Below are 24198 nucleotides of genomic sequence, written 5' to 3'. Positions count from 1 at the left end.
CAAAAAAAGCATTTCCGTTTTGGAAATGCTTTAATGCTTGACCTTTGGCAAAATTTTATTTAATGGAACATTTCGTTTTCTTTCCCATGTTTCTTGATTTTGGGGGTCAAATTGATCTAAAAATGTAATGACTTCTTTTGTAATTGGTGTTGGAGTAGATGCGCCTGCTGTAACAGCAACTTTTTTTATGTCCAGTAACCATTCAATCTGTATTTCACTTACATCCGCGACTCTGTATGCTTTTGTCCCGGCGATTTCTTCGGAAACCTGTGCCAATCGGTTTGAGTTATTACTCTTCGGATCCCCAACAACGATTGTTAGGTCAACTTCTTTTGCTTGTTCAGCTACTGCTTCTTGGCGAACTTGGGTGGCCATACAAATTTCGTTGTGTATTTCTGTTTGAGGATACTTTTCCTTCACTTTTTTCATTACATCAAGTACGTCCCATTGGCTCATTGTTGTTTGATTAGTTACAATAATTTTTTCACTAGTAATCGTTAGATTTTCAACGTCTTCAACTGTCTCTACAAGATGAACAATGTCGGGCGCAACACCGACAGCACCTTCAGGCTCTGGATGCCCCTTTTTACCGATATAGATAATTTGGAAGCCTTGGGCTTGCTTTTCTTTAATCAGGTCATGAGTACGTGTTACATCAGGGCATGTTGCATCCAATGTTACTAATCCTTTATCACGTGCCAGCTGTTTCACTTCAGGTGATACTCCGTGAGCGGTGAAAATGACTGTACCTCGATCAACTTTTTCTAATATTTCATGTCTATTATTTCCGTCTAGGGTAATGATTCCTTCTTCTTCAAAAGCATCTGTAACGTGTTTATTATGAACAATCATCCCTAATATATAAATAGGCCTTGGTAAAGTTTTATCTAAAGCGGCATTCTTAGCAATAACCATAGCGTCGACAACACCATAGCAATATCCGCGTGGAGCAATTTTGATTACTTCCATGTCTATTCCTCCTCAAATATATTCGAAAGAATCTGTATCGTTGATACTCTCGTAATCTCGTATTTATTATATATGAGGGAGATGAATAATACAAAAGAAATCAAATATAGAGCTTAGGTACGGACTTGCCAGATTTAGTCTTTACCTCGGAATGATCTGAATCATTGTTTGAATTTGCTTCATTTGTTTCATTTGAAATTTCTAATTGCGAATGATCTGATACCTCCTCTGTATCACTAATGTTAGAACTTTTTAATTCGTTATAGATTTTCCACATTGCAGGTAGATTTTTCACTAATGGTCCATACTGTTGAACCATCGGTACGACTGTTTCTGCCATTTTTAAGGTTTTTTGGACATTTCCCATAATTGAGCTAAGATTTGCCGGATTTGCTAGGGACCTTAATGTTGACGAAGTTATCCCTTGAAATGTCGAGGGATTTGCTAGCCCCTGTAAGCCCTGCGATCCTTGGAATCCATTAAACCCTTGCAGCCCAGGGAATCCCTGAAATCCTTGCATTCCTTGCATTGGGTTCGTACGCCCAGCTCCAGGGAGTAACCGTTTTATTAATCCTCCCAGTCCACGACGTGGTTGCATGACCTGCTGCGGATAACCACCAAATGGATGTGAGAACATGGAGGGATGGTTCATAGGTGGCATTGGTCTTCTTGGTAAAAACATACATATCCTCCTTTCAATATTTACAAGAAATAATGCAAAATATAAGTATGATGCCCTTATTCACTAAATTATGCGAAGTAGAAGTTAAATGTTTTATTAATTAGAAGATTGGGCTATAAATAAGAAGTGATTGGTGTTTTTATTGAAAATCATATATAATTATTTGTTAGGTTAAATAAAATGAAGGTTTTTGGAGTTAACTCTGAAAAATAAATGAGGGATTTTTTATGGAAAAACAACAACAATTTGAACGATTTACTTTTCAACCATTTATAAATGAAGCGATTGGGGAACTTGGATTTAGAAAGCCGACTGAAATTCAAGAAAGGCTAATCCCAAGTATCGGGAGAGGCGAGAGTGTGATTGGACAGTCGCAAACTGGAACTGGTAAGACACATGCGTATTTATTGCCTTTACTAGATAAAATAGAATTTACTAGTCAAGAGGTTCAAGCTGTTATAACAGCTCCAACGAGAGAATTGGCTAATCAAATTTATCAAGAGGTACTAAAGATAACAAAATTCTGTTCGGATGAACAACAAATCACGACTAAGTTATTTGTTGGGGGTACTGATAAGAATCGAGCAATTGAGAAATTAAAAACTCAACCACATATTGTAGTCGGAACACCTGGAAGAATTCATGATTTGATAAAGGAGCAGGCATTAAAAGTATATACAGCAAATACGCTTATTGTTGATGAAGCGGATTTAATGCTAGATATGGGCTTTTTACAGGATGTAGATCAAATTGCTAGTAAAATGACAGAAAAGCTACAAATACTCGTTTTTTCAGCAACTATACCAGAAAAATTAAAGCCATTCTTAAAAAAATATTTAGAAAATCCTAAGTATTCTCATGTGGCACCGAAGCAAGTAACCGCTGCAAAAGTAGAACATGTACTAGTTCCGCTAAGGCATCGAAACAAAGTGCAATTACTTCATGATATGCTCATCGCATATAACCCTTATTTAGCGATTATTTTTACAAATACGAAAAAAATGGCGGATCAAGTTGCAGATGGTCTACTTGAAAAGGGTATTAAGGTAGGGAGAATTCATGGTGACTTGAGCCCTCGAGACCGTAAAAAAATGATGAAACAGATAACGGACTTGGAGTACCAATATGTTGTAGCAACAGATTTGGCAGCAAGAGGTATTGATATTACAGGGGTAAGTCATGTTATTAATTACGAGATTCCAAGTGATTTGGACTTTTATGTCCACCGTGTAGGAAGAACTGCTCGTGCAGAATTATCGGGGATTGCTGCAACAATTTATGACCATGCGGATGAGGATGCACTTATTCGATTAGAAAAGATGGGTATTACCTTTACCAATATGGATCTTGTCCACAGTGAGCTAGTAAAGATTGGAGAAAGAAATAAACGTAAGCAACGTCAAAAACAAGCAGATGAAATTGATAAGCGTGCCGAAAGTTTAGTTAGAAAACCAAAAAAGGTAAAACCTGGTTATAAGAAAAAGAAGAATAGACAAATAGAAGAAATTAAAAAGCGTCAGAGGCGTCTGAAAAGAAAATAAATAATGATTATGATAAAATAAAAGAAACGAACTTTTGTAATTGGGAGAATAGGAGTGTTACGATGCTGAAATTAGGTTCGCATGTGTCAATGAGCGGTAAACATATGTTACTAGCTGCAAGTGAGGAAGCAGTTTCCTATGGTGCTAATACATTTATGATTTATACGGGTGCACCTCAAAATACAAGACGTAAGAAAATAGAAGATTTGAATATTGAGGCTGGACAAGCCCATATGAAAGAGCACGGTATCGATGAAATTATTGTTCATGCACCATATATTATAAATATTGGTAATACAATAAATCCTGCCACATTCGAACTTGGTGTCAATTTTTTACGATCTGAAATTGAACGTACAGAAAGCATTGGAGCTAGGCAAATTGTGCTTCATCCAGGAGCACATGTCGGGGCAGGTGCTGATCTAGGGATTAAAAAGATTATCGAAGGTCTTAATGAAGTATTAACGCCTGAACATAATGTCCAAATTGCCCTTGAAACGATGGCTGGAAAAGGATCGGAGTGTGGAAGGTCATTTGAAGAATTAGCTAAAATAATCGATGGTGTAACACATAACGATAAGCTTTCTGTTTGTTTCGATACTTGTCATACTCATGATGCTGGCTATGACATTGTTAATGACTTTGATGGTGTGTTGAATGAGTTTGATAAATTAGTTGGTATAGACCGAATCAAGGTTTTGCATATCAATGATAGTAAAAATGAAAAAGGTGCGAGCAAGGATCGACATGAAAATATTGGATTCGGACATATTAAATTTGATGCTCTTAGTTATATTGTCCATCATCCAAACCTTAAAGATATTCCCAAAATCCTTGAAACTCCATTTGTTGGTGAAGATAAAAATAGTAAAAAACCACCTTATAAATATGAAATTGAAATGCTTCGCTCAAAAGCTTTTGATCCAAATTTATTAGAGAAAATCGTCATGCAGAAGTAAAAAGCTGTCATACAGACAGCTTTTTACTTCGTAAATTTAATGAATAAACTATTCAATTGTCTTGCAACATCTGGACTTGTTACCCTTGCTATCTCCCTTAAGAGCTGCTTTCTTTCTTCTTGACTAAAGATATTTATACTTTTTTGGTTTTTCATTAAAATAATTACTTTCCTTGCCTGTTCTTTAGTTACTTGAATATTGTATTGATTTGCATAAGTAAGAAGTTCTTCAGGTGTAATCGTTTTTAATTTTTGATTAATGATTTGCTGATAGATATTCATTTCTTGCGTTCACCGTCCTCTCGTTATTTTATTGAGATGCATGGAACGATGTGCATAAATTTAAGACAAATTTCATTTATAGAAATAAAAAGGGGGAATATGATGACACCACGAAAACATAAAAAAGCAAAAATGCGTAATGTGATTTTTCGAATAATCATGATAATTATTGGGGCAGCATTTGCTGCAACCGCAATCGAACTCTTTTTACTTCCAAATAAAATAATTGATGGTGGAATTATTGGTATTTCAATGATTGTTGATTATTTAACACCGAGTTATATTACCTTCGCTTTACTTGTTGTTGTTTTTAATATTCCGTTTATGTTTTCTGGATATAAACAAATAGGAAAAACATTTATGTGGTCAACAATATTAGGTATTGTAAGTTTGGCGGTAATAGAGACATTATTACACCACATTGAACCATTTGATATTGAACCAATTCTTGCTGCAGTGTTTGGTGGACTATTACTAGGTGCCGGAGTAGGTCTTGTTATCCGTAATGGTGGCTCGATGGATGGTACTGAAATATTAGGAATCATTATGACGAAGAAATTACCATTCTCAGTTGGGGAATTTGTAATGTTTATCAATATTTTTATTTTTGGTGTAGCAGCTTTTGTGTTCGGTATTGAGGAAGCGATGTATTCAGTTCTTGCATACTTTATTGCGTTTAAAACAATTGACACTGTTATCGAGGGGCTTGATGAGACAAAGGCAGCATTTATTGTTTCCGACCTGTCAGATGAAGTATCCGAAGCGATCTTACATCGATTAGGAAGAGGAACCACTAAACTTAAAGCTAGAGGTGGATTCACAGATGACGAAAAGGAAGTTATCTATGCTGTTGTAACAAGACTAGAGGTAACAAAATTAAAAGCAATTATTCAAGAGATTGATGAGAATGCATTTGTTACAATCATGGATACACACGAAGTACGTGGCGCTAAATTTAAATCAGCCATCCATTAAGTAGAGGTAGATTAAACTTTTTCTAAAAGATTCTGTTACTTAAACAGGATTTTCTAAAAAAAGAATTAATCTACTTTCTTTACTTTCATGTAGTATTCATTTATACTTCTTAATAGTTAAATCGGAACCATTCTTATTATTTAGGACAAATTTATCAAAATAAGGTGATTATTTGAAAGACAATATTCCTGCTTTACGTATAGAAAACTTAACATTTCGGTATGAAGATCAAAATGTTCTCGAAGATATAAATCTAATTGTAACTAAAGGGGCTTTTTTAGGACTTGTTGGTCCAAACGGTTCTGGGAAAACAACACTTCTGAAAAGTATTCTTGGTTTATTAAAGGTTCAGAAAGGAACAATTGAATTATTTGGAGTACCAATTCAAAAATTTAAAGAATGGCAAAAAATTGGCTTTGTTTCTCAAAAAGCTAATAGCTTTAATTCTGGATTTCCAGCAACTGTTTTTGAGGTTGTTTCAAGTGGGCTTACTTCAAAAATTGGTTTATTTAAGTTTTTAAATCGCTCTTATAAAAATAAGGTAGAAGAAGCTGTCGCATCCGTTGGAATGGGAGATTTTTTAAATAGAAATATTGGCGAGCTTTCCGGGGGGCAGCAGCAAAGAGTGTTTATTGCACGTGCACTCGTTAGTGAACCAGAAATAATGATATTAGATGAACCAACAGTTGGAGTAGATACGCAAACTGTTCAAACCTTTTATAATATGCTCGAAGATATTAATAAGCGATTAGGGATCACATTAATACTTGTCACTCACGATGTTGGGACGATAACCGAAAAAGTTTCACATGTTGCGTGTTTGAATAAACAATTGCATTTTCATGGTAGTGCAACAGAATTTGATCATGTTAAGGACAATGGGTTATCACAGTTTTACGGTCATGACCTACAATTAATCACACATGACCATAGTAATGGAAGGTGAATAGATGTTAAAGGATATTTTTCAATATGAATTTTTACAAAATGCATTTTTTAGTGGGATTTTGATCGGTTTGATCGCTCCCATTTTGGGTGTTTTCATTGTTGTTAGAAGGCTCTCCTTGATTGCTGATGCATTAAGCCATGTAACTTTGGCGGGTATAGCGGCAAGCTTACTTCTTGAAAAGAAACTTGGTCTAACTGGGGGAATTAATCCCCTTTATATGGGAATGACATTTTCTGTAGCTGGCTCTCTTTTTATTGAAAAATTAAGAGGCGTTTATAAACATTACCAAGAATTAGCGATTCCAATTATCTTATCAGGTGGTATTGGGCTAGGTGTTATCTTTATTTCGTTAGCTGAAGGCTTTAATACAGATTTATTTAACTATTTATTTGGTAGTGTTAGTGCGATAAGTCGAAATGATTTATGGACAGTTGTTGTAATCTCTATTTTTGTGTTATTGGTCGTTGTGTTGCTATACAAGGAATTATTCTTACTATCCTTTGATGAAGAACATGCAGCAGTTTCAGGTATAAATGCAAAATGGATTCATTTTATTTTTATTGTAACTGTAGCCCTTGTAATTGCAGCATCAATGAGAGTTGTCGGTATCTTGTTAGTATCTGCATTAATGACTTTGCCAGTCGCAGCAAGTATCCGAATTGCGAAAGGCTTCAAGCAAACAATTATATTTTCTGTTATTTTTGGCGAATTTTCTGTTATTATAGGTTTAATGCTATCTTATTATCTAAATTTGGCACCTGGCGGGACAATAGTAATGCTTGCCATTTTGGTTTTATTAGCTGCAATTGGCTTGAAAAAGTGGTGGAGAGGAAGAGCGATATGAATGTAACAGAAGCATTGCATTTAATGAAAGAGAGAGGCTATAAACACACTGGTAAGAGAGAAGAAATGCTTGAGTTATTTTCCAATTCGAATAAATATTTAACTGCAAGGGATGTATTAGATGAATTAAAAGATAATTATCCAGGGCTAAGTTTCGATACCATCTATCGAAATCTTTCATTATTTGTTGATCTTGGAATATTGGAGATGACCGAACTAACAGGGGAAAAGCATTTTCGTTTTACTTGCGGTATTGATAGCCACCATCATCACTTTATTTGTTTGGAATGTGGAAAAACAAAAGAAATCGACCTTTGTCCAATGGATAAACTGATCGACAATTTGAATGGATATGATGTTACAGGTCATAAATTCGAAATATACGGTGCTTGTCCTGACTGTCACGCATGAAAAGATTAACAATTATAATTCCCTCTAATTCCACTCATACTATTAATGCTCCTTAACCTAAGGAAAGCGAGGGGATAAGCATGGCAGACGATGTGAATAAGCGAGATCTTCAAGATTATGATGGAAACCATTATGTTGATCCGAATTTGGGCGCAAATACTGACTCGGATTATAAGGAAGAGACAGCAGCAGAGGTAGCGGCTCCAATTAATTACGGATCTACACGAAATTTTGAACGAGCTGATATTGACACTGAATCTAGAGCAACCGGTGGTACCGGTATGGGCTGGCTTGCTCTTGCTTTATCAATCATTTCGCTTTTTGTTATGCCTGTAATAATGGGAGCTGCAGGGATAATTATTGGCTTTATTGCACGTAGACGTGGTGCAACGGGACTAGGAGCGTGGGCAATTGGGATAGGTGCCATATCAATAATTGTTGGTATCTTTATCCTCCCATTCTTTTAAATGGATAAATTTGAAATAAAAAAACAAGCTCGACACTATTCGTGTATGAGCTTGTTTTTTTATCGTTCAGCTCCAGCACCTAGGCCCTCGAGGTCAAATAACCTGATGCAAGAAAAGTCAAAGAGCGACTTTTTTGCATCAGAACATTTGCTTGTCGGGCCTGGACAAGGCGCTTGCGCTTTTGTTCTTTTAGGCTTGCTCTTGCTTTTGTTTTTCATGATATTCTTCAGCAAGCTTATCAATTTCTTTTTTCAATTCGTCAACTAACTGGTCTTCAGGTACTTTACGAACAATTTTACCATGACGGAAAAGTAAGCCTTCACCTCTAGCGCCTGCAATACCTATATCAGCTTCACGTGCTTCACCAGGACCGTTAACCGCACATCCTAATACGGCAACCTTGATTGGTGCTTTTATTTTTGAAATATATTCTTCAACCTCATTTGCGATTGAAATTAAATCAATCTCAATCCGACCACATGTAGGACAAGAAATAAGTGTAGCCGCATTTGATGCTAATCCAAATGATTTAAGAAGTTCACGTGCAACTTTAACCTCTTCAACAGGGTCAGCACTTAGTGAAATTCGAAGAGTATTTCCAATTCCTTTACTCAAAATTGCCCCTAAACCAGCGGCACTCTTGACTGTTCCAGCAAATAATGTGCCAGATTCTGTTATACCTAAATGTAACGGATAGTCAAACGCTTTGGACGCTTTTTCATAGGCTTCAATTGCCAATTGAACATCAGAAGCTTTCATTGAGACGATAATATCATGGAAATCTAGATCTTCTAAAATTTTAATATGATGTAATGCACTTTCAACCATTCCGTCAGCAGTTGGATAGCCGTATTTATCAAGGATCCGTTTCTCCAAAGATCCTGCGTTGACGCCAATACGAATCGGAATCCCTTTCGCTTTTGCAGCATTGACTACAGCTTCGACTTTTTCTCGTCGGCCAATATTTCCCGGATTAATTCGAATTTTATCAGCTCCACCTTCAATTGCTTTAAGGGCTAATTTATAGTCAAAATGAATATCGACAACAAGTGGAATATTAATTCTTTTTTTGATTTCAGGAATTGCATTAGCAGCGCGTTCATCAGGACATGCTACACGAACAATTTGACATCCGGCTTCTTCAAGTCGTTTTATTTCAGCAACTGTTGCTTCTACATCATGTGTTTTGGTAGTAGTCATACTTTGGATGAATAATTCATTACTGCCACCAATTGTTAAATTCCCAACTTTTACGGGACGTGTTTTACTACGATGGATGATTTCACTCACGAATATCGCTCCTCCAGTTTAAAGAGTCTATCTCTATCTTAAGAGTAATGCTTTCAAAATAAAATTGCTAGCATAAAAAACTAGCTACTTGCAATATTGTACAGTTGAATATAGATTTTTACAAGAATTGTGTTTGTGGTTTAATTGGTATAAAGCGGGAAGTAATAGGTTTTCCCAATTTGAAGGAGATCTGCTTTCACATTAGGGTTCAAAGCTTCAAAATCATTAATAAGTGTATCTATAGAAGAAATCCGATAATTTGGATTGATTGTTTCAATAATTGAAAGTACTGTATCACCAGGTTGGATCTTAATTAATTTGGATGGAGTACTAGCTGTTTGGGTTATTACATCCTCCTGCGTTTTTGCTGCACTTTCTGCGATAGGTAGTGTTCCAACCTTCAAATCAAAATAAATAATATATAGTATAAAAAAAGGTGATAATAGAGCAACAAGCTTTTTCATATAGGTTCCCTCCGAAATAAATGGTTTACTATACAATATGCTTGTCCAGCTTTGGATATGAAAAAAGACGTACAAAAGAAAGTACGTCTCTAAATCTAATGCGCTTTGGCATATTAGTGCTCAGAAATTATCTAGTTTGTTTTGGTCTTGGGATTTCCTTAAGAGCTAGATAAAGAACTATTGTTGATACAAACCAATTCAATGGACCGCCATAAGGAACCTGGATGTCAAGTGCAGCCATAATTGTAAAAAAGATAGTAGGAATCGTCATACTATATGCGGCAAGTATCCATGTATGACGATATTTTAAACGTAATCCTAATACATTCTTTAAAATTAAACCTAAAATTGCTAATATGGCAACCTGTAAAAAGCTAATAAAACTTATAACTAAATACATGATAATCATCATTACAGTCAGCATTATTGGCATTAGTGATTCAAAGGTATGAATTAACTGAACGACATCTTCTTCATTCATCAAGACTCCTTCAAACATCTGATAATCAATTGTTTGTGATTGATTATTTGTTCTAATAATAACTTCATCTTGAATAAGTGCAAGTGCATTTTCATACTCTTGTAGATTTTTCACAGTTGTATAGCCACTGCTATCAATAATAAATACAAATTGATCGTTTTCCCTAATAAATGGTTCTTTCAAAGCGGAAGAAAGAGTGCCATTTTCAATCGTAAATGAAGGAATTTCATCCTCAAAGATTGTTTGAAGAGAATTAATGCCATTAACTAGACCTGTTGACATATATAACCCTGACGGTATAGCCGAGATAAGAGAAAGTAAGAAGACAAATAGTATTGTTTTCCCAATTCCCTGAAATCGAAATTTCGCCATATCCTTTGTAGAATATAAGCTTTTTATTAATTGTTTAAATATAGACATATGGTGACACATCCTTTACTCATTCAATCTCATTTTAAGTTTAATAATTATGCTTTACAATAAAAAAATACTACGGTACTATTTTAATGGGTTTGCTTACAAAAGTCGAAATAAATGGTTAGGGGTTGAATAAGTGGAGCTAGATGTACAAAAAATGATATTTGAGTTTATTGGAGGCCTTGGGATCTTTTTATTTGGGATTAAATATATGGGTGATGGTCTCCAAAAGTCCGCGGGAGATAAACTTAGAGATATTCTAGATAAATTTACAACAAATCCATTTATGGGTGTTTTGGCAGGAATACTAGTAACCTGTTTGATTCAGAGTAGCTCAGGTACAACGGTTATTGTTGTTGGACTTGTTAGCGCTGGATTTATGAATTTACGCCAGGCAATTGGTGTCATCATGGGTGCTAATATAGGAACAACAATTACAGCTTTTATCATTGGTATTAAAATCTCAGATTATGCACTACCTATTATAGCGGTGGGTGCAGTATTACTTTTCTTCTTCAAAAATAAAAAATTACATAATGTTGGTGAAATCGTATTTGGATTTGGTTCCTTGTTTCTTGGTTTAGAATTAATGGGAAATGGGATGAGTCCTCTTGAAGGATTACCAACTTTCCATGAACTTACGATAAGTATGAGTGATAGACCGATACTTGGTGTTATTATCGGTACTATTTTTACGGTTATCGTTCAAAGCTCAAGTGCAACAATTGGAATTTTACAGGGTTTATTTGGAGAAGGTTTAATAGATTTGGAAGCGGCATTACCCGTCTTGTTTGGTGACAATATAGGAACAACGATTACAGCTGTTTTAGCTTCGATTGGGGCTTCAATTGCCGCAAGAAGAGCTGCATTGACACATGTAATCTTTAATGTAATTGGTACGATTATTTTCTTACTTGCCTTACCTATATATACTAAAATTATTGCTTATTTGCAGGATGCAATGCACTTAAACCCAGAAATGACAATTGCATTTGCACACGGAACCTTTAATGTTACAAACACAATTATTCAATTTCCTTTTATTGCCGGACTAGCCTTTATTGTAACAAAGCTAATCCCAGGTGAGGATTCTGTAATTGAATATAAAGCGAAGCATTTGGATCCGGTATTTATTGAACAATCTCCAACAATCGCCTTAGGACAAGCAAAAGAAGAAGTAGTTAGAATGGGAGAATTTGCTGTTAAAGGTTTAGAAGAGACGAATAATTATTTTGTAGAAAAGTTACAAAAGCATGCAGATACTGCTGCTCAAATCGAGGATGCAATTAATAATTTGGATCGTAAAATTACTGATTATTTAATATTACTCTCATCAAGTTCATTAACTGCACAAGAATCAACAGAACACTCAGTATTAATCAACACGGTACGAGATATTGAGCGAATAGGTGACCATTTTGAAAATATCATTGAGCTTGTTGATTATCAAATATCTAATAAGGTTAAATTAACAAAAGATGCAATGGCCGACATTGAAGAGATGTTTAATTTAACAATTTTTACTGTTCAGGAGGCAATTCAATCATTAGAACGAGATGATAAGACGTATGCAGCTGATGTTGTGAAACAAGAGGAAAAAATAGATACAATGGAAAGAACACTTCGCAAAAAACATATTCTTCGATTAAATGAAGGGAAGTGTACAGGACAGGCTGGTATCGTCTTTGTAGATATTATAAGTAATCTTGAAAGAATTGGAGACCATGCAGTAAATATAGCTGAGGCAGTATTAGGACAAAGACATTAAAAGAATACAGACACTTAAAATTGGGTACTGTATAGATGTTTGACATGAAGCATTTCGTTTGAATAATTATGCTAATTTTGGTAATCTTGTTTTGTGGAGATGTGAGAAACCTCACAGTCCAACATATTTACATATTTTAAAGGAGGAAAAAACAAATGGCATATGAATTACCACAATTACCTTACGCATACGATGCGCTAGAACCACACATTGATAAGGAAACAATGAACATTCATCACACGAAACATCACAACACATATATCACTAATGTAAATAATGCTTTAGCAGGAAATGAAGAGCTTGCAAGTAAATCAGTTGAAGATCTTGTTTCAAATCTTGATGCAGTTCCTGAAAGCATCCGTACAGCAGTACGTAACAATGGTGGTGGACATGCAAACCACAGCTTATTCTGGACAATTCTTTCGCCAAATGGTGGTGGTGAACCAACTGGAGAATTAGCTGATGCAATTAATAATAAATTTGGTAGCTTTGAAGCATTCAAAGATGAATTTGCAAAAGCAGCTACAACTCGTTTTGGTTCAGGTTGGGCTTGGCTAGCAGTAAATAATGGGGAATTAGAAGTTACTAGCACTCCTAACCAAGACTCTCCATTAATGGAAGGTAAAACTCCTGTTCTTGGTTTGGATGTTTGGGAGCATGCTTACTACCTAAATTATCAAAACCGTCGCCCAGATTACATTTCAGCATTCTTTAATGTAGTTAATTGGGAAGAAGTAGCAAAGCTTTATAGTGCTGCAAAATAATTTTTAAGTTCTTAGAAAGCCCGATAGACTAAAGTCTATCGGCTTTTTTATTTATAGATACTTGCAAAATTCGTATATCTCATTCCTTTTTCGACACACTACTTAGTAGATAAAAAAGGGGAGTCAGCTAATGTTTCGAATTAAAAAGGTATTAGGAGATGTACCAATTCAAAAGGATCTAATTTTATTGCTCATAATAGGAGGGTTGTATTCACTTAGTATTGCTTTATCAAATACTTTTGTAAATGTATATTTGTGGAAACAATCTGGTGAATTTAAAGATTTAGGGTTCTATAATTTAGCTGTTGTCATCATGCAACCGATTACCTTCATTTTAGCTGGTAGATGGGCGAAAAAAATTGATCGAGTAATTGTATTAAGACTTGGTGTTTCATTCTTAGCGATTTTCTTTATTACTGTACTGTTATTTGGTGATCAGGCTTCAAAATATTTATTAATATTGGGTGGATTATTAGGGATAGGCTATGGTTTTTATTGGTTAGCATTTAATGTGCTTACATTTGAAATAACTGAGCCAGAGACACGTGACTTTTTTAATGGATTTCTAGGTCTTCTTGGGTCTTTTGCAGGAATGATCGGCCCAATTGTAGCAGGTTATATTATTTCCTCAATGAAAAGTTTCACAGGCTATACAGTTATTTTTGGGATCTCTCTAGCCCTTTTTTCAGGTGCAGTAATATTAAGCTTTTTTTTGAAAAGAAGAGGAGCAGAAGGAAATTTTATGTTCTTACGGATTCTTAACGAGCGGAAACATAATGAAAATTGGAGATATATAACGAATGCTCATTTTGTTCAAGGAATTCGTGAAGGAACATTTGTCTTTGTCATATCTGTGTTTGTCTTTGTGGCTACAGGAAGCGAATTAGCACTAGGTAAATTCGGACTCTTAAATTCGGCCGTTTCGTTTTTATTTTATTTTTTAGCCACAAGATTAATTAAAAAGAGGATGCGCAAAAAGACGATTCTGTTTGGTGGTTTACTTTTGTATGCATCCATTTTTACGATTCTTTTTAATATTACTTATACTAAGTTACTTATATATGGGGTATTAATTGGGGTTGCGTATCCAATTTTATTGGTTCCCTACAATTCATTAACATATGATGTGATCGGAAAAGGCTGGAAAGCTGGAGAAATGAGGATAGAATACATAGTTGTAAGGGAATTGTTTTTAAATGCTGGTAGGGTTGTTTCAATTCTGTTATTTTTATTAGCCATTACATTTTTTGATGAGCAAAAGAGCATTCCGATTTTGCTTGCTGTTATCGGTGCTGGACATACATTTATTTATTTCTTTATTCGTAAAATACAAATTCCGGACGCGGCCGGACCCGTCCATTCAAAATCAGGTTCAAATCGGAAATTAATAGAAGGAGAAGGAGGATCAACAGCTTAACGTAATTTTCCTTCATTTATATATGGAAAAAGGTTTATATTTAATTTACAATAAGAATATATGGGCACCTGATGTGACAGGTGCTTTTTTCTACGAATAAGAAAGTTGTTGATATAAATATGAAGAAAAAGAAAAAATCCCATGTGCCATTTCGTTTGAACATCTTGTTCTTTCTTGTGTTTTTACTTTTCTCTGCGCTCGTACTTAGATTGGGCGTTGTTCAAATCGTTCATGGTGAGAAATTTCAAAAAGAAGTAGACAAAACAGAGAATAAGGTTGTAAACTTACCTGTCCCACGTGGAAAAATATATGATGCAAACGGTCGCGTTATTGTTGATAATAAGGCCCAAAATGCGATTACATATACCCGTGCACAAGGTACGAAACAAGAAGATGTATTAGAAGTCGCTAAAAAACTTGCACAATTCATTCAAATGGATACCGATAAAATACGAGAACGTGATTTAAAGGATTTTTGGCTATTGAATAATCCGGAGGAAGCAAAGGAAAAGGTAGATAAGGAATTAAAGGATGAGGAAAAATACAACAACTCAGATATTTACAAATTGCAACTTGAAAGAATTACGGAGGAAGAACTAAGTGAGATCACGGAGGATGAGCTTGAAGTTGCAGCAATTTTCCGAGAAATGAATAAGGGTTATGCATTAGTGCCTCAGATTATAAAAAATGTAAATGTAACAGACAAAGAATACGCGGTCGTTAGTGAAAATCTTGAAAATTTACCTGGGATTAACACAACAACTGATTGGGAACGTTATAACAAATTCGGCACTACTTTGAATTCAATTTTAGGTAAAACAACTACGACAGATGAAGGTCTTCCAAGTGAAAAGCTCGATTATTATTTGGCAAGAGGGTATAACCGAAATGATCGTGTCGGGAAAAGCTATTTGGAGGAAGAATATGAATCTGTATTGCACGGTAAGAAGGCAAAGGTTGAAAATGTGATTAAAGGAAATTCTGTGATGGATACAATTGTTAAATCAGCAGGTCAAAGGGGAAGTGACTTAGTTTTAACGATTGATATGGATCTTCAAATCGCAGTAGAACAAATCATTGAGGAGCAAATAAAAGCCTTCAAACCGATTACAGATTCACCTTTTCTTGATCGGGCATTTGTTGTGATGATGAATCCGAAAACCGGTGAAATCCTAAGTATGGCTGGGAAGACTTATGAGAAGGATTCAGAAACTGGTAAATATGTATTTAAGGATTATGCACTAGGTGCGATGAATTCTGCTTATGAAATGGGTTCATCCATTAAAGGTGCAACGGTTCTAACAGGGTTTCAAACTGGTGCTATTCATCCAGGAGAAAGAATGATGGATGAGCCGATGTATATTAATGATTTACGAAAAGCATCAATTACTAATATGGGACGTATTGATGATCTCAAGGCAATTGAGCGTTCATCAAACGTATACATGTGGAAAACAGTCATAAAACTTGCAAAAGGAAATTATATTCCACATAAGCCACTACCAATTGATCCAGAAGCATTTAAAACGGTTAGAAATTATTATAGTCAGTTTGGATTAGGTGTAAAAACGGGAATAGATCTTCCGGGAGAAGCAGCTGGCTTTATTGGTACTGGTGTGAAACCTGGTAACTTAATGGACTTAGCGATTGGTCAATATGATACGTATACACCTCTACAGCTGGCGCAATATGTTTCAACAATTGCGAATGATGGATATCGAATGCAGCCTAAGATTGTCAAAGAAATTCATCAACCAACTCTTGAGGAAGGTCAATTAGGACCAATCCAACGCGCATTTGAGCCAACTGTACTGAATCGGATAGACGTTGATTCTGAATATATTGAGCGTGTTCAGGAAGGTTTTTATCGGGTAATGCATGGTTCTCAAGGCTCTGCCCGAGGACTATTTAAAGATAAATCATATGATCCTGCCGGTAAAACAGGTTCAGCTGAATCCTTTTATTATGAAAATGAAACTGGAAAGCTTTATGAAACAGTTAATAGCACACTAGTAGGGTATGCTCCTTTCGATAATCCTGAAGTTGCTTTTGCTGTTGTGATTCCTTATGCATACAAGAGTAAGTCACATGTGATGAATCAAAAAATTGGCGAAGCTATTTTAGATAAGTATTTTGAACTAAAGGCAAAAGATAGAACTGTGACAGATCAAGAACAAACAACAACTACAGAAAATATTAATGATACAGAACAAGGAACAAATGATTCCGAAATTGAATAATTGGGAAAAAGAGCAACTTAACGATTCATGTTAAGTTGCTTTTTTTATATGAAAATTTACATTGTTTTTACATTCACTTAAAACGAGATTAATAGAAAGAGTTTAATCTAAGTTTGTAGGACATTAAAAACTCTTTAGGGGGAAATACGAATGAAGAATTTCAAAAATCTATTTTTGTTTTTTGTAGTTGCTATGTTAGCTGTCGTAACTGCAGCGTGTTCAAATGCTGACAAGACGGAAAACAAAGATGCTGAAAAACAAAAGACAGGCTCAGAAACTGCAAAAGGAGAAGAGATTTCAGGATCAATTGTAATATCGGGTTCAAGTGCTATGCAACCATTAGTATTAGCAGCTGCAGAAATGTTCATGGATGAAAATCCAGATGCTGATATTCAAGTAAATGCTGGAGGATCTGGTACTGGATTAAGCCAAGTTTCTGAAGGGTCTGTTGAAATTGGAAATTCTGATGTGTTTGCAGAGGAAAAAGAAGGTATTCCTGCTGAGGAATTAGTAGACCATAAAGTTGCTGTTGTTGGTATGACTGCTGCAGTCCATCCAGAAGCGGGTATAGATAATATTACAAAAGAAGATTTAATTAAAGTATTCACAGGTGAAATTACAAATTGGAAAGAACTTGGCGGCGTTGATCAAAAGATCACACTCGTTAATCGCCCAGATTCTTCTGGAACACGTGCAACTTTTGTTACCTTTGCATTAGATGGAAAAACACCTGCAGAAGGTATTACGGAAGATTCATCTAACACTGTTAAAAAAATAATCTCTGAAACTCCTGGTGCAATTGGCTATCTAGCATTCTCATATTTTACTGATGATTCAGTTACAGCTTTGTCAATTGATGGTGTAGAAGCTACTGATGAGAATGTTCAAAATGGCGAATTCCCAATATGGGCGTATCAACACTCTTATACAAAAGGTGACCCTACTGGTCTAGCAAAAGTATTCCTTGAGTATTTAATGAGTGATGAGGTTCAAACAAATCTACTTCCTGAGCAAGGATATATTGCAGCAACTAAGATGAAGGTTGAACGTGATGCTGAAGGAAAACAAACAGATAAGTAGGTTCTAAATTATAGGGTATGTGTTCATAAGTATGAACATTTACCCTCTTAAGAATTTCTTAGGGGTGTATAGAGAAATGGAACAAATAAAAGTTTCTGCAAGAGATAGATTGATAAAATCCAAGAAAAATCAATCGAATGGTGAATTACGCGGAAGGGTCTTAGTGACGCTTTGTGCAATCATAATGATTTCTGCAACCATTTCAATTACGATTTTTCTAGGGACAAAAGGATTACAAGCATTTTTAGTGAATGGTGTAAGTCCAATTGAGTTTTTAACCAGCGCGGAATGGAACCCGATAGATAAAGATAATCCAAAATTTGGAGCGCTTCCGTTTATTTTTGGGTCTTTTGCTGTTACATTGCTATCAGCACTTATCGCAGCACCTCTTGGGATTGGTGGAGCTATTTTTATGACTGAAATTGCACCATCTTGGGGGAAAAGGATATTACAGCCAGTAATCGAACTTCTTGTTGGAATACCATCAGTTGTTTATGGATTCATAGGACTTACAGTATTAGTTCCTTTTATTAGGGATCACGTGGGTGGAATAGGTTTCGGCTTATTGTCTGGAACAATTGTACTTTCAATTATGATACTCCCAACAATCACAACCATTGCTACCGATGCAATGAGTTCACTACCGAATAACCTAAGAGAAGGCTCATACGCAATTGGAGCAACAAGATGGCAGACGATATGGAAAGTGTTAATTCCTGCTGCATTACCTACCCTTTTAACTGCTATTGTCTTAGGGATGGCTCGAGCATTTGGTGAGGCATTGGCTGTACAAATGGTAATTGGTAACGTAAGGGATTTACCAGGAAGTATTTTAGATCCTTCTGCTACACTAACAACGATTATCACCCTTAATATGGGGCATACAACCTTTGGTAGTATTGAAAATAATACATTATGGTCGATGGGTCTAGTACTCTTAATCATGTCATTCGCGTTCATAATGTTAATAAGGTTTCTTTCAACTAGGAGGAAAATTTCATGAATAGTAAGATAGCTGATCGGATAGCTACAGGGATATTTATCACTATTGCACTTATTATTGTCTCTCTTTTAGTCGGACTATTCTCATATATCGTAATAAATGGATTTCAAAAATTAACATTCGATTTTTTAACCTCTCCTTCTAGTGCAATTCGAGCAGGTGGTGGGATTAGAGACCAGTTATTCAATTCTTTTTATATATTAGTGATTACGATGCTAATTACTGTTCCATTAGGAGTCGGTGGCGGTATTTACATGGCTGAATATGCGAAGCCAGGAAGACTGACGAATTTAATCCGTTCCTGTATCGAGGTATTAGCCTCGTTACCTTCAATCGTAATAGGTATGTTCGGTTTATTAATGTTCGTTAATATGACTGGTTGGGGCTTCACGATTATCGGTGGTTCACTCGCACTGACAGTTTTTAATTTGCCGGTATTAGTGAGGGTTAGCGAAGATGCTATTTCATCTGTACCGAGGGATCAAAAAGAAGCTAGTTTGGCACTAGGTATTACACACTGGCATACAATTAAGACAGTTTTGATTCCAACTGCTTTTCCTTCTATTTTAACAGGTGCGATTTTAGCGTCGGGAAGAGTTTTCGGTGAAGCAGCCGCATTATTATTTACTGCAGGTTTGTCCACACCTAGATTAGACTATGCAAACTGGAATCCATTCTCGGAAGATTCACCTCTTAACATCTTTCGACCTGCAGAAACACTGGCAGTACACATATGGTCAGTAAACACGCAAGGCTTAATACCAGATGTAGAGGATATTGCAAACGGTGCATCAGCAGTGTTAGTTCTTTCAGTACTTCTTTTCAATCTTACAGCACGACTAATAGGTACTGCGATTCATAAAAAGTTGACGGCAAGTAAATAGGCAAAGGAGGAGATCATAGATGAGTGCTTTAAGCTTAGTTGATCGATCGGTCATAGAAGTGAAAGTTAATCAAGAAAACATTCTGAATGTAAAGAACTTAAGTATTTACTATGGAAGCAATCAAGCCGTTAAAAATATCTCTTTTGAAATAGCTAAGAATGATGTTACTGCATTAATTGGTCCGTCCGGTTGTGGAAAATCAACATTTTTGCGTAGTGTTAATCGAATGAATGATCTTATTCCGATTTCAAGAAGTGAAGGGGAAATCCTCTATGAGGATATAAATATTTTAGATTCAAATATCAATGTGGTAGCACTTCGAAAAGAAATTGGTATGGTTTTCCAAAAACCAAACCCATTCCCAAAATCAATTTATAACAATATAACACATGCCATTCGTTTCTCTGGTATAAGGAATAAAAGTGTTCTTGACGAAATTGTAGAAAGTAGTTTACGAAAAGCAGCCTTATGGGATGAAGTAAAAGATCGGTTGCATAAATCTGCTCTATCTTTATCAGGTGGACAGCAGCAGAGGCTTTGCATTGCGCGCACCTTAGCAATGAAGCCAAGTGTTTTATTACTTGATGAACCATGTTCCGCACTCGATCCTATTTCAAATGCAAAAATTGAAGAATTGATATTAGATTTGAAGCATGAGTATTCAATCGTTATCGTTACACATAACATGCATCAAGCTTCACGAATTTCCGATAGGACAGCATTTTTTCTCAATGGTGACCTAGTTGAGTACGATATAACAGAAAAAATCTTCACAAACCCAAATGAAAAGAAAACAGAGGAATATATTTCGGGGAGATTTGGATAAGGGGGATTACTTGTGACTGTTTCAATTTCAACAGAAATAGTTTTTGATATGAAGGATTTTAATTTATGGTATGGAGAACATCGCGCACTAAAAAGTATCGATTTTCAGATTAATAATCATGAAGTAACGGCAATAATTGGTCCATCAGGATGCGGAAAGTCAACATTTATTAAAACCTTAAACTTAATGATTAAAATGGTACCTGATGTAAAAATGTCTGGAGAAATTAATTATAATGGTGTAAATATTCTTAATTCAAAAGTGGACTTAGTCGAGCTTCGGAAAAAAATTGGGATGGTATTTCAAAAAGGGAACCCATTTCCACAGTCAATCTATGATAACGTTGCTTATGGACCAAGAATTCATGGAATACGCAAGAAAGCTGATTTAGAAGAAATAGTTGAAAAGACGTTAAAAGATGTAGCACTTTGGGATGAAGTGAAGGACCGTCTTAATGGACCTGCTCTAGGACTTTCGGGTGGACAGCAACAACGTCTTTGTATTGCACGTGCATTGGCAACTAAGCCAGATGTACTTTTGATGGATGAACCAACATCAGCATTAGATCCCATTTCCACATTAAAAATCGAGGAGCTAATATTGGAGTTGAAAAAACAATATACAATTGTAGTAGTAACTCACAATATGCAACAAGCTGCAAGGGTATCAGATAAAACTGCATTCTTCTTAATGGGAGAATTAGTGGAAATAGATTCGACAGCAAAAATATTTTCGACTCCTTTTGATAAACGCACTGAGGATTACATTACTGGTAGATTCGGATAATTGAGGGGGATTCTCATGAATACTAGAAAAGAGTTTGATAATGATTTAGACCATTTAAAAACAATGCTGTTGGACATGGTAGAGGCATCAAAGCAAGCTATAACTGAAGCAATCGCTTCATTAAAAGATCAAAATATTGAGAGAGCAAATCAGATTATAAAAAATGACGGTGTTTTAAACAAAATGGAAAGTGAAATTAATGAAAAGGCAATATTAATGATAGCAAAACAAGCACCTGTTGCGACAGATTTGCGAAAAATTATTGTTGCCTTAAAAATCTCTTCAGATGTGGAACGCATTGGCGACCTAGCTGTAAATATTGCAAAATCAACCATCCATATTGGAGCAGAGAACCTAGTTAAGCCTATTGAAGAAATACCGAAAATGGCTGATGTTGTTCAGGATATGCTATCGAAGTCAATAGATGCCTTTTATAATAAAGATGTAGCACTTGCAAAAAAAGTAGCAGACACAGATGATGTGGTTGATGAAATGTATGGCAAGTTAATATCTGAGCTTATGGAACTGATGACAAGAAAACCGGAATCCATTCAGCAAATCACACAGCTTGCTTTCATATGTAGATATGTAGAACGTATTGGTGATCATATTACCAATATAACGGAAAACATTATTTATCAAGTTACCGGAAAACGTTATGATTTAAACCAATAACCAATCTTTAGATTGGTTATTTACTTTTACTTAAATAAGAAACGGTTCTATGATTTACTTTATGATCACAGAACCGTTTCTTTTTATATTACGAAATGCTTAATTAAATTTGATAATTCAGTAGTATTGTCTACCATTCTATCAACATTATTTGAGACCTTTTCAAGTTCTGCGTGTTGCTCTTGTACACTAGAAACCGATTGAAGAGCCCCAAATGTAAATGTTTGTGTGGTTCCAGATATATCATTAATTGATTCGTTAATTTGGGTTCCATTTGCATTAATTGTGTTGATAATAATAGAAATATTTTCTATTGTATTCGTAATCAGCTCTATTTCATGTTTTATAACAGCGAAGTTTTTTCCGGTGCCTTCTACTTTCTTTGTACCGATTGCTACTTGTTTGTATCCTTCTCTTAAGTTTTGTGAGACTTCCTTTGCTTCCTGTTGAATCCCGACAACAATATTTGTTATTTCTTTTATAGATGCTTCAGATTCATTAGCAAGCTTTCGAACCTCATCGGCTACGACAGAGAATCCTTTTCCAGATTCACCAGCCCTTGCTGCTTCAATCGCAGCATTTAAGGCTAGTAAATTTGTTTGAGTAGCGATAGCCTTGATAACTTCAATTAACTTTGTAATATCCTTTGATTTTGACTCAAGTTCTTTTACTCTTTCAAATGCCTTTTTAATCTTAATGTATATTTCTTCCATTTCATTAATCGATTCACTCATAGATGAATATCCTTTGTTTGTAACTTCTAATACATATTGAGATGATTTATGTAACTCATCTCCTTTTTTGGCTGCTTGAGCAATTTTCTCAGTGAATTCATCAAGAGTTTGGCATATATCATTTGATACTTCAGCTTGTTCTTCAGCTCCTGAAGAAAGCTGATCCATCATTGATGTAATTTGCTCACTTCCTTGCTCTAGTTCTTTAATAGAATATCGAACAAGCTCACTTTGTTGGGAGACATTTTCCGAAACGTTATGGACGCTTGTAACAATATGATAAAGACTGTTACGCATATGATTCATTATTTTTGTTAATTGACCAATTTCATCTACTCCACTATATGTAAGTTCATTTGAAATTAGATTTCCTTCAGCTATCGATGTTGCAAGATTTACAACATCGTTTAAATTTCGGTTAATCGAACGAGTTACGAAATATAAAATAAATCCACTTATAATTGATGAAAGAAGGATTCCCAATACAAGAATTACGATTAAGCTAATCATTTTTTCTTGTGCAGTATTAACTGCTATGTAACTTTCTTTATTCACATCATTTCTTATTTGATCTAATATTGTCACGTTTTTTTCTCTTAGTTCAGAAATTTCCTTTCGTGCATCTGTATAGATTTGTTCATCCATACGTACAACTGCTGGAGTAATAGTACCAATAAATATATCATCAATTTTATCATTATTTTGTTTGAGCTTGGTGATTCTTTGTATTAATTCCTTTGATGTCATTTCTTGCTCAATTTTGTCAATTGATAAATTTAATTTATTTCGAATTTTTCTGTATTCCTTCACATCTTTATCTTGTAAAAAGGTGATGTAATCAGCGATTCTAATATCCTTAGCCTGTATAAGTGATCCAATTTCGGTCGTCTGAACCGCTTGATCCCCCCTCGTTTTAACAGTTTCAATATCAGTAAGAACAAGGTATGAGTAGATGGCAACTATACCTGTAGAAAGAATAAAACAGCCTATTGTAATTGAAAAAGTAATAAATAATTTCTTAACCAGGGGAATGTCTTCCCATTTTGAAAATCGGAATCTCTTTCGGTTTAGATTTGTGTCTTTCATATTTCCTACACGATTTCTAAACATGCTACTCCTCCTACATTTATCATGATGGTAAGTATTTCCTCACCATTATCTATTTAAATGTAGTCATTTTCTATAGATATTCGACATTCTTAACAAATCTTTTACACCACATTTACAATTGATTTTTCTTATACAAAAAGAGTGTAAACCATAAAGATTTTACACTCTTAGTAAGTAGTAGT

At 35.2% G+C, this 24198-nt stretch carries 24 protein-coding genes; 17 read left to right on the top strand and 7 right to left on the bottom strand.

The annotated features are described in order from the left end of the window. Positions 1–30 precede the first annotated feature (30 nt). On the bottom strand, positions 31–969 hold the full coding sequence (locus MJG50_RS06435) for a 4-hydroxy-3-methylbut-2-enyl diphosphate reductase (protein ID WP_240253797.1): 939 nt from the start codon (positions 967–969) through the stop codon (positions 31–33). Positions 970–1069: 100 nt separating this feature from the next. Further along, positions 1070–1651, bottom strand: coding sequence for a VrrA/YqfQ family protein (gene vrrA / locus MJG50_RS06430; RefSeq protein WP_240253796.1), 582 nt, complete (start codon positions 1649–1651; stop codon positions 1070–1072). A gap of 227 nt (positions 1652–1878) precedes the next feature. On the opposite strand from vrrA, the gene MJG50_RS06425 reads away from it, so the two are divergent. Together MJG50_RS06425 and MJG50_RS06420 are read left to right on the top strand one after the other, a co-directional pair. Further along, positions 1879–3192 carry a DEAD/DEAH box helicase gene (locus MJG50_RS06425; RefSeq protein ID WP_240253794.1) on the top strand — a complete coding sequence of 438 codons (1314 nt, stop codon included), beginning with the start codon at positions 1879–1881 and terminating at the stop codon, positions 3190–3192. 62 nt (positions 3193–3254) lie between these two features. Continuing rightward, complete coding sequence (locus MJG50_RS06420) at positions 3255–4151, top strand: deoxyribonuclease IV (protein ID WP_240253793.1); 897 nt, start codon at positions 3255–3257, stop codon at positions 4149–4151. A 23-nt stretch (positions 4152–4174) separates the two neighbouring features. Here the strand turns inward: MJG50_RS06420 and MJG50_RS06415 are convergent, their stop codons facing one another. Beyond that, positions 4175–4432: a DUF2624 domain-containing protein gene (locus MJG50_RS06415; protein WP_240253792.1), complete on the bottom strand. Its 258-nt coding sequence runs from the start codon at positions 4430–4432 to the stop codon at positions 4175–4177. Between the two features lie 102 nt (positions 4433–4534). Between MJG50_RS06415 and MJG50_RS06410 the strand changes: the two genes are divergently transcribed. The 5 genes from MJG50_RS06410 (at position 4535) to MJG50_RS06390 (ending at position 8077) form a co-directional block, all read left to right on the top strand. Continuing rightward, the gene (locus tag MJG50_RS06410) at positions 4535–5407 is read left to right on the top strand and encodes a YitT family protein (protein ID WP_240253791.1); all 873 of its coding nucleotides are present in this window, start codon (positions 4535–4537) and stop codon (positions 5405–5407) included. Positions 5408–5579: 172 nt separating this feature from the next. Beyond that, a complete protein-coding gene (locus MJG50_RS06405) occupies positions 5580–6353 on the top strand; it encodes a metal ABC transporter ATP-binding protein (RefSeq protein ID WP_240253790.1) in 774 nt (257 codons plus the stop codon). 4 nt (positions 6354–6357) lie between these two features. Further along, positions 6358–7200, top strand: coding sequence for a metal ABC transporter permease (locus tag MJG50_RS06400; RefSeq protein ID WP_240253787.1), 843 nt, complete (start codon positions 6358–6360; stop codon positions 7198–7200). Then, entirely contained in the window at positions 7197–7610 is a 414-nt protein-coding gene (zur, locus tag MJG50_RS06395) for a zinc uptake transcriptional repressor Zur (RefSeq protein WP_240253786.1), read from the top strand. Before MJG50_RS06400 ends, zur begins: the two co-directional genes overlap by 4 nt. Before the next feature lie 80 nt (positions 7611–7690). Next, entirely contained in the window at positions 7691–8077 is a 387-nt protein-coding gene (locus tag MJG50_RS06390; protein WP_240253785.1) for a DUF4190 domain-containing protein, read from the top strand. A 189-nt stretch (positions 8078–8266) separates the two neighbouring features. Here MJG50_RS06390 and ispG read toward each other — a convergent pair whose 3' ends face one another. The 3 genes from ispG to MJG50_RS06375 form a co-directional block, all read right to left on the bottom strand. Then, the gene (gene ispG, locus MJG50_RS06385) at positions 8267–9367 is read right to left on the bottom strand and encodes a flavodoxin-dependent (E)-4-hydroxy-3-methylbut-2-enyl-diphosphate synthase (protein ID WP_431307262.1); all 1101 of its coding nucleotides are present in this window, start codon (positions 9365–9367) and stop codon (positions 8267–8269) included. Positions 9368–9507: 140 nt separating this feature from the next. After that, the gene (locus MJG50_RS06380; RefSeq protein ID WP_240253784.1) at positions 9508–9831 is read right to left on the bottom strand and encodes a hypothetical protein; all 324 of its coding nucleotides are present in this window, start codon (positions 9829–9831) and stop codon (positions 9508–9510) included. A gap of 127 nt (positions 9832–9958) precedes the next feature. Further along, positions 9959–10732, bottom strand: coding sequence for a DUF1189 domain-containing protein (locus tag MJG50_RS06375; protein ID WP_240253780.1), 774 nt, complete (start codon positions 10730–10732; stop codon positions 9959–9961). Between the two features lie 133 nt (positions 10733–10865). Between MJG50_RS06375 and MJG50_RS06370 the strand changes: the two genes are divergently transcribed. The 10 genes from MJG50_RS06370 to phoU all read left to right on the top strand — a co-directional run bounded on the left by MJG50_RS06370 (position 10866) and on the right by phoU (position 22172). Next, positions 10866–12497 carry a Na/Pi cotransporter family protein gene (locus tag MJG50_RS06370; protein WP_240253778.1) on the top strand — a complete coding sequence of 544 codons (1632 nt, stop codon included), beginning with the start codon at positions 10866–10868 and terminating at the stop codon, positions 12495–12497. Between the two features lie 155 nt (positions 12498–12652). Next, positions 12653–13261 carry a superoxide dismutase gene (gene sodA / locus MJG50_RS06365; RefSeq protein WP_240253775.1) on the top strand — a complete coding sequence of 203 codons (609 nt, stop codon included), beginning with the start codon at positions 12653–12655 and terminating at the stop codon, positions 13259–13261. Positions 13262–13391: 130 nt separating this feature from the next. Beyond that, complete coding sequence (locus MJG50_RS06360) at positions 13392–14678, top strand: MFS transporter (RefSeq protein ID WP_240253774.1); 1287 nt, start codon at positions 13392–13394, stop codon at positions 14676–14678. A 119-nt stretch (positions 14679–14797) separates the two neighbouring features. Then, positions 14798–16918 (top strand): peptidoglycan D,D-transpeptidase FtsI family protein, encoded by a 2121-nt coding sequence (locus tag MJG50_RS06355; protein WP_240253773.1) that lies wholly within the window; start codon positions 14798–14800, stop codon positions 16916–16918. Between the two features lie 150 nt (positions 16919–17068). Beyond that, positions 17069–17998, top strand: coding sequence for a phosphate ABC transporter substrate-binding protein (locus tag MJG50_RS06350; RefSeq protein ID WP_240253772.1), 930 nt, complete (start codon positions 17069–17071; stop codon positions 17996–17998). A gap of 76 nt (positions 17999–18074) precedes the next feature. Then, positions 18075–19001 carry a phosphate ABC transporter permease subunit PstC gene (pstC, locus tag MJG50_RS06345; RefSeq protein WP_240253771.1) on the top strand — a complete coding sequence of 309 codons (927 nt, stop codon included), beginning with the start codon at positions 18075–18077 and terminating at the stop codon, positions 18999–19001. After that, positions 18998–19885: a phosphate ABC transporter permease PstA gene (gene pstA / locus MJG50_RS06340; protein WP_240253770.1), complete on the top strand. Its 888-nt coding sequence runs from the start codon at positions 18998–19000 to the stop codon at positions 19883–19885. The genes pstC and pstA overlap by 4 nt, the downstream gene beginning before the upstream one ends. A gap of 19 nt (positions 19886–19904) precedes the next feature. Beyond that, entirely contained in the window at positions 19905–20711 is an 807-nt protein-coding gene (gene pstB / locus MJG50_RS06335) for a phosphate ABC transporter ATP-binding protein PstB (RefSeq protein ID WP_240253769.1), read from the top strand. Between the two features lie 48 nt (positions 20712–20759). Continuing rightward, complete coding sequence (gene pstB, locus MJG50_RS06330; protein WP_240253915.1) at positions 20760–21497, top strand: phosphate ABC transporter ATP-binding protein PstB; 738 nt, start codon at positions 20760–20762, stop codon at positions 21495–21497. A 15-nt stretch (positions 21498–21512) separates the two neighbouring features. Further along, positions 21513–22172 carry a phosphate signaling complex protein PhoU gene (gene phoU / locus MJG50_RS06325; protein WP_240253767.1) on the top strand — a complete coding sequence of 220 codons (660 nt, stop codon included), beginning with the start codon at positions 21513–21515 and terminating at the stop codon, positions 22170–22172. Positions 22173–22255: 83 nt separating this feature from the next. Here the strand turns inward: phoU and MJG50_RS06320 are convergent, their stop codons facing one another. Then, a complete protein-coding gene (locus tag MJG50_RS06320; protein ID WP_240253764.1) occupies positions 22256–24016 on the bottom strand; it encodes a methyl-accepting chemotaxis protein in 1761 nt (586 codons plus the stop codon). Positions 24017–24198: the final 182 nt, after the last annotated feature.

This window comes from Fredinandcohnia quinoae (assembly GCF_022427965.1).
Lineage (GTDB): Bacteria > Bacillota > Bacilli > Bacillales > Bacillaceae_L > Ferdinandcohnia > Ferdinandcohnia quinoae.
Note: the sequence above shows the minus strand (reverse complement) of the source record. Positions and strands in the feature narration are given on the sequence as shown.

Excerpts from the sequence above, each read along its gene's own strand:
- MJG50_RS06435 (WP_240253797.1), bottom strand. The coding sequence starts at position 969 with ATGGAAGTAATCAAAATTGCTCCACGCGGATATTGCTATGGTGTTGTC.
- vrrA (WP_240253796.1), bottom strand. The coding sequence starts at position 1,651 with ATGTTTTTACCAAGAAGACCAATGCCACCTATGAACCATCCCTCCATG.
- MJG50_RS06425 (WP_240253794.1), top strand. The coding sequence starts at position 1,879 with ATGGAAAAACAACAACAATTTGAACGATTTACTTTTCAACCATTTATA.
- MJG50_RS06420 (WP_240253793.1), top strand. The coding sequence starts at position 3,255 with ATGCTGAAATTAGGTTCGCATGTGTCAATGAGCGGTAAACATATGTTA.
- MJG50_RS06415 (WP_240253792.1), bottom strand. The coding sequence starts at position 4,432 with ATGAATATCTATCAGCAAATCATTAATCAAAAATTAAAAACGATTACA.
- MJG50_RS06410 (WP_240253791.1), top strand. The coding sequence starts at position 4,535 with ATGACACCACGAAAACATAAAAAAGCAAAAATGCGTAATGTGATTTTT.
- MJG50_RS06400 (WP_240253787.1), top strand. The coding sequence starts at position 6,358 with ATGTTAAAGGATATTTTTCAATATGAATTTTTACAAAATGCATTTTTT.
- zur (WP_240253786.1), top strand. The coding sequence starts at position 7,197 with ATGAATGTAACAGAAGCATTGCATTTAATGAAAGAGAGAGGCTATAAA.
- MJG50_RS06390 (WP_240253785.1), top strand. The coding sequence starts at position 7,691 with ATGGCAGACGATGTGAATAAGCGAGATCTTCAAGATTATGATGGAAAC.
- MJG50_RS06380 (WP_240253784.1), bottom strand. The coding sequence starts at position 9,831 with ATGAAAAAGCTTGTTGCTCTATTATCACCTTTTTTTATACTATATATT.
- MJG50_RS06375 (WP_240253780.1), bottom strand. The coding sequence starts at position 10,732 with ATGTCTATATTTAAACAATTAATAAAAAGCTTATATTCTACAAAGGAT.
- sodA (WP_240253775.1), top strand. The coding sequence starts at position 12,653 with ATGGCATATGAATTACCACAATTACCTTACGCATACGATGCGCTAGAA.
- MJG50_RS06360 (WP_240253774.1), top strand. The coding sequence starts at position 13,392 with ATGTTTCGAATTAAAAAGGTATTAGGAGATGTACCAATTCAAAAGGAT.
- MJG50_RS06355 (WP_240253773.1), top strand. The coding sequence starts at position 14,798 with ATGAAGAAAAAGAAAAAATCCCATGTGCCATTTCGTTTGAACATCTTG.
- MJG50_RS06350 (WP_240253772.1), top strand. The coding sequence starts at position 17,069 with ATGAAGAATTTCAAAAATCTATTTTTGTTTTTTGTAGTTGCTATGTTA.
- pstC (WP_240253771.1), top strand. The coding sequence starts at position 18,075 with ATGGAACAAATAAAAGTTTCTGCAAGAGATAGATTGATAAAATCCAAG.
- pstA (WP_240253770.1), top strand. The coding sequence starts at position 18,998 with ATGAATAGTAAGATAGCTGATCGGATAGCTACAGGGATATTTATCACT.
- pstB (WP_240253769.1), top strand. The coding sequence starts at position 19,905 with ATGAGTGCTTTAAGCTTAGTTGATCGATCGGTCATAGAAGTGAAAGTT.
- pstB (WP_240253915.1), top strand. The coding sequence starts at position 20,760 with ATGAAGGATTTTAATTTATGGTATGGAGAACATCGCGCACTAAAAAGT.
- phoU (WP_240253767.1), top strand. The coding sequence starts at position 21,513 with ATGAATACTAGAAAAGAGTTTGATAATGATTTAGACCATTTAAAAACA.
- MJG50_RS06320 (WP_240253764.1), bottom strand. The coding sequence starts at position 24,016 with ATGTTTAGAAATCGTGTAGGAAATATGAAAGACACAAATCTAAACCGA.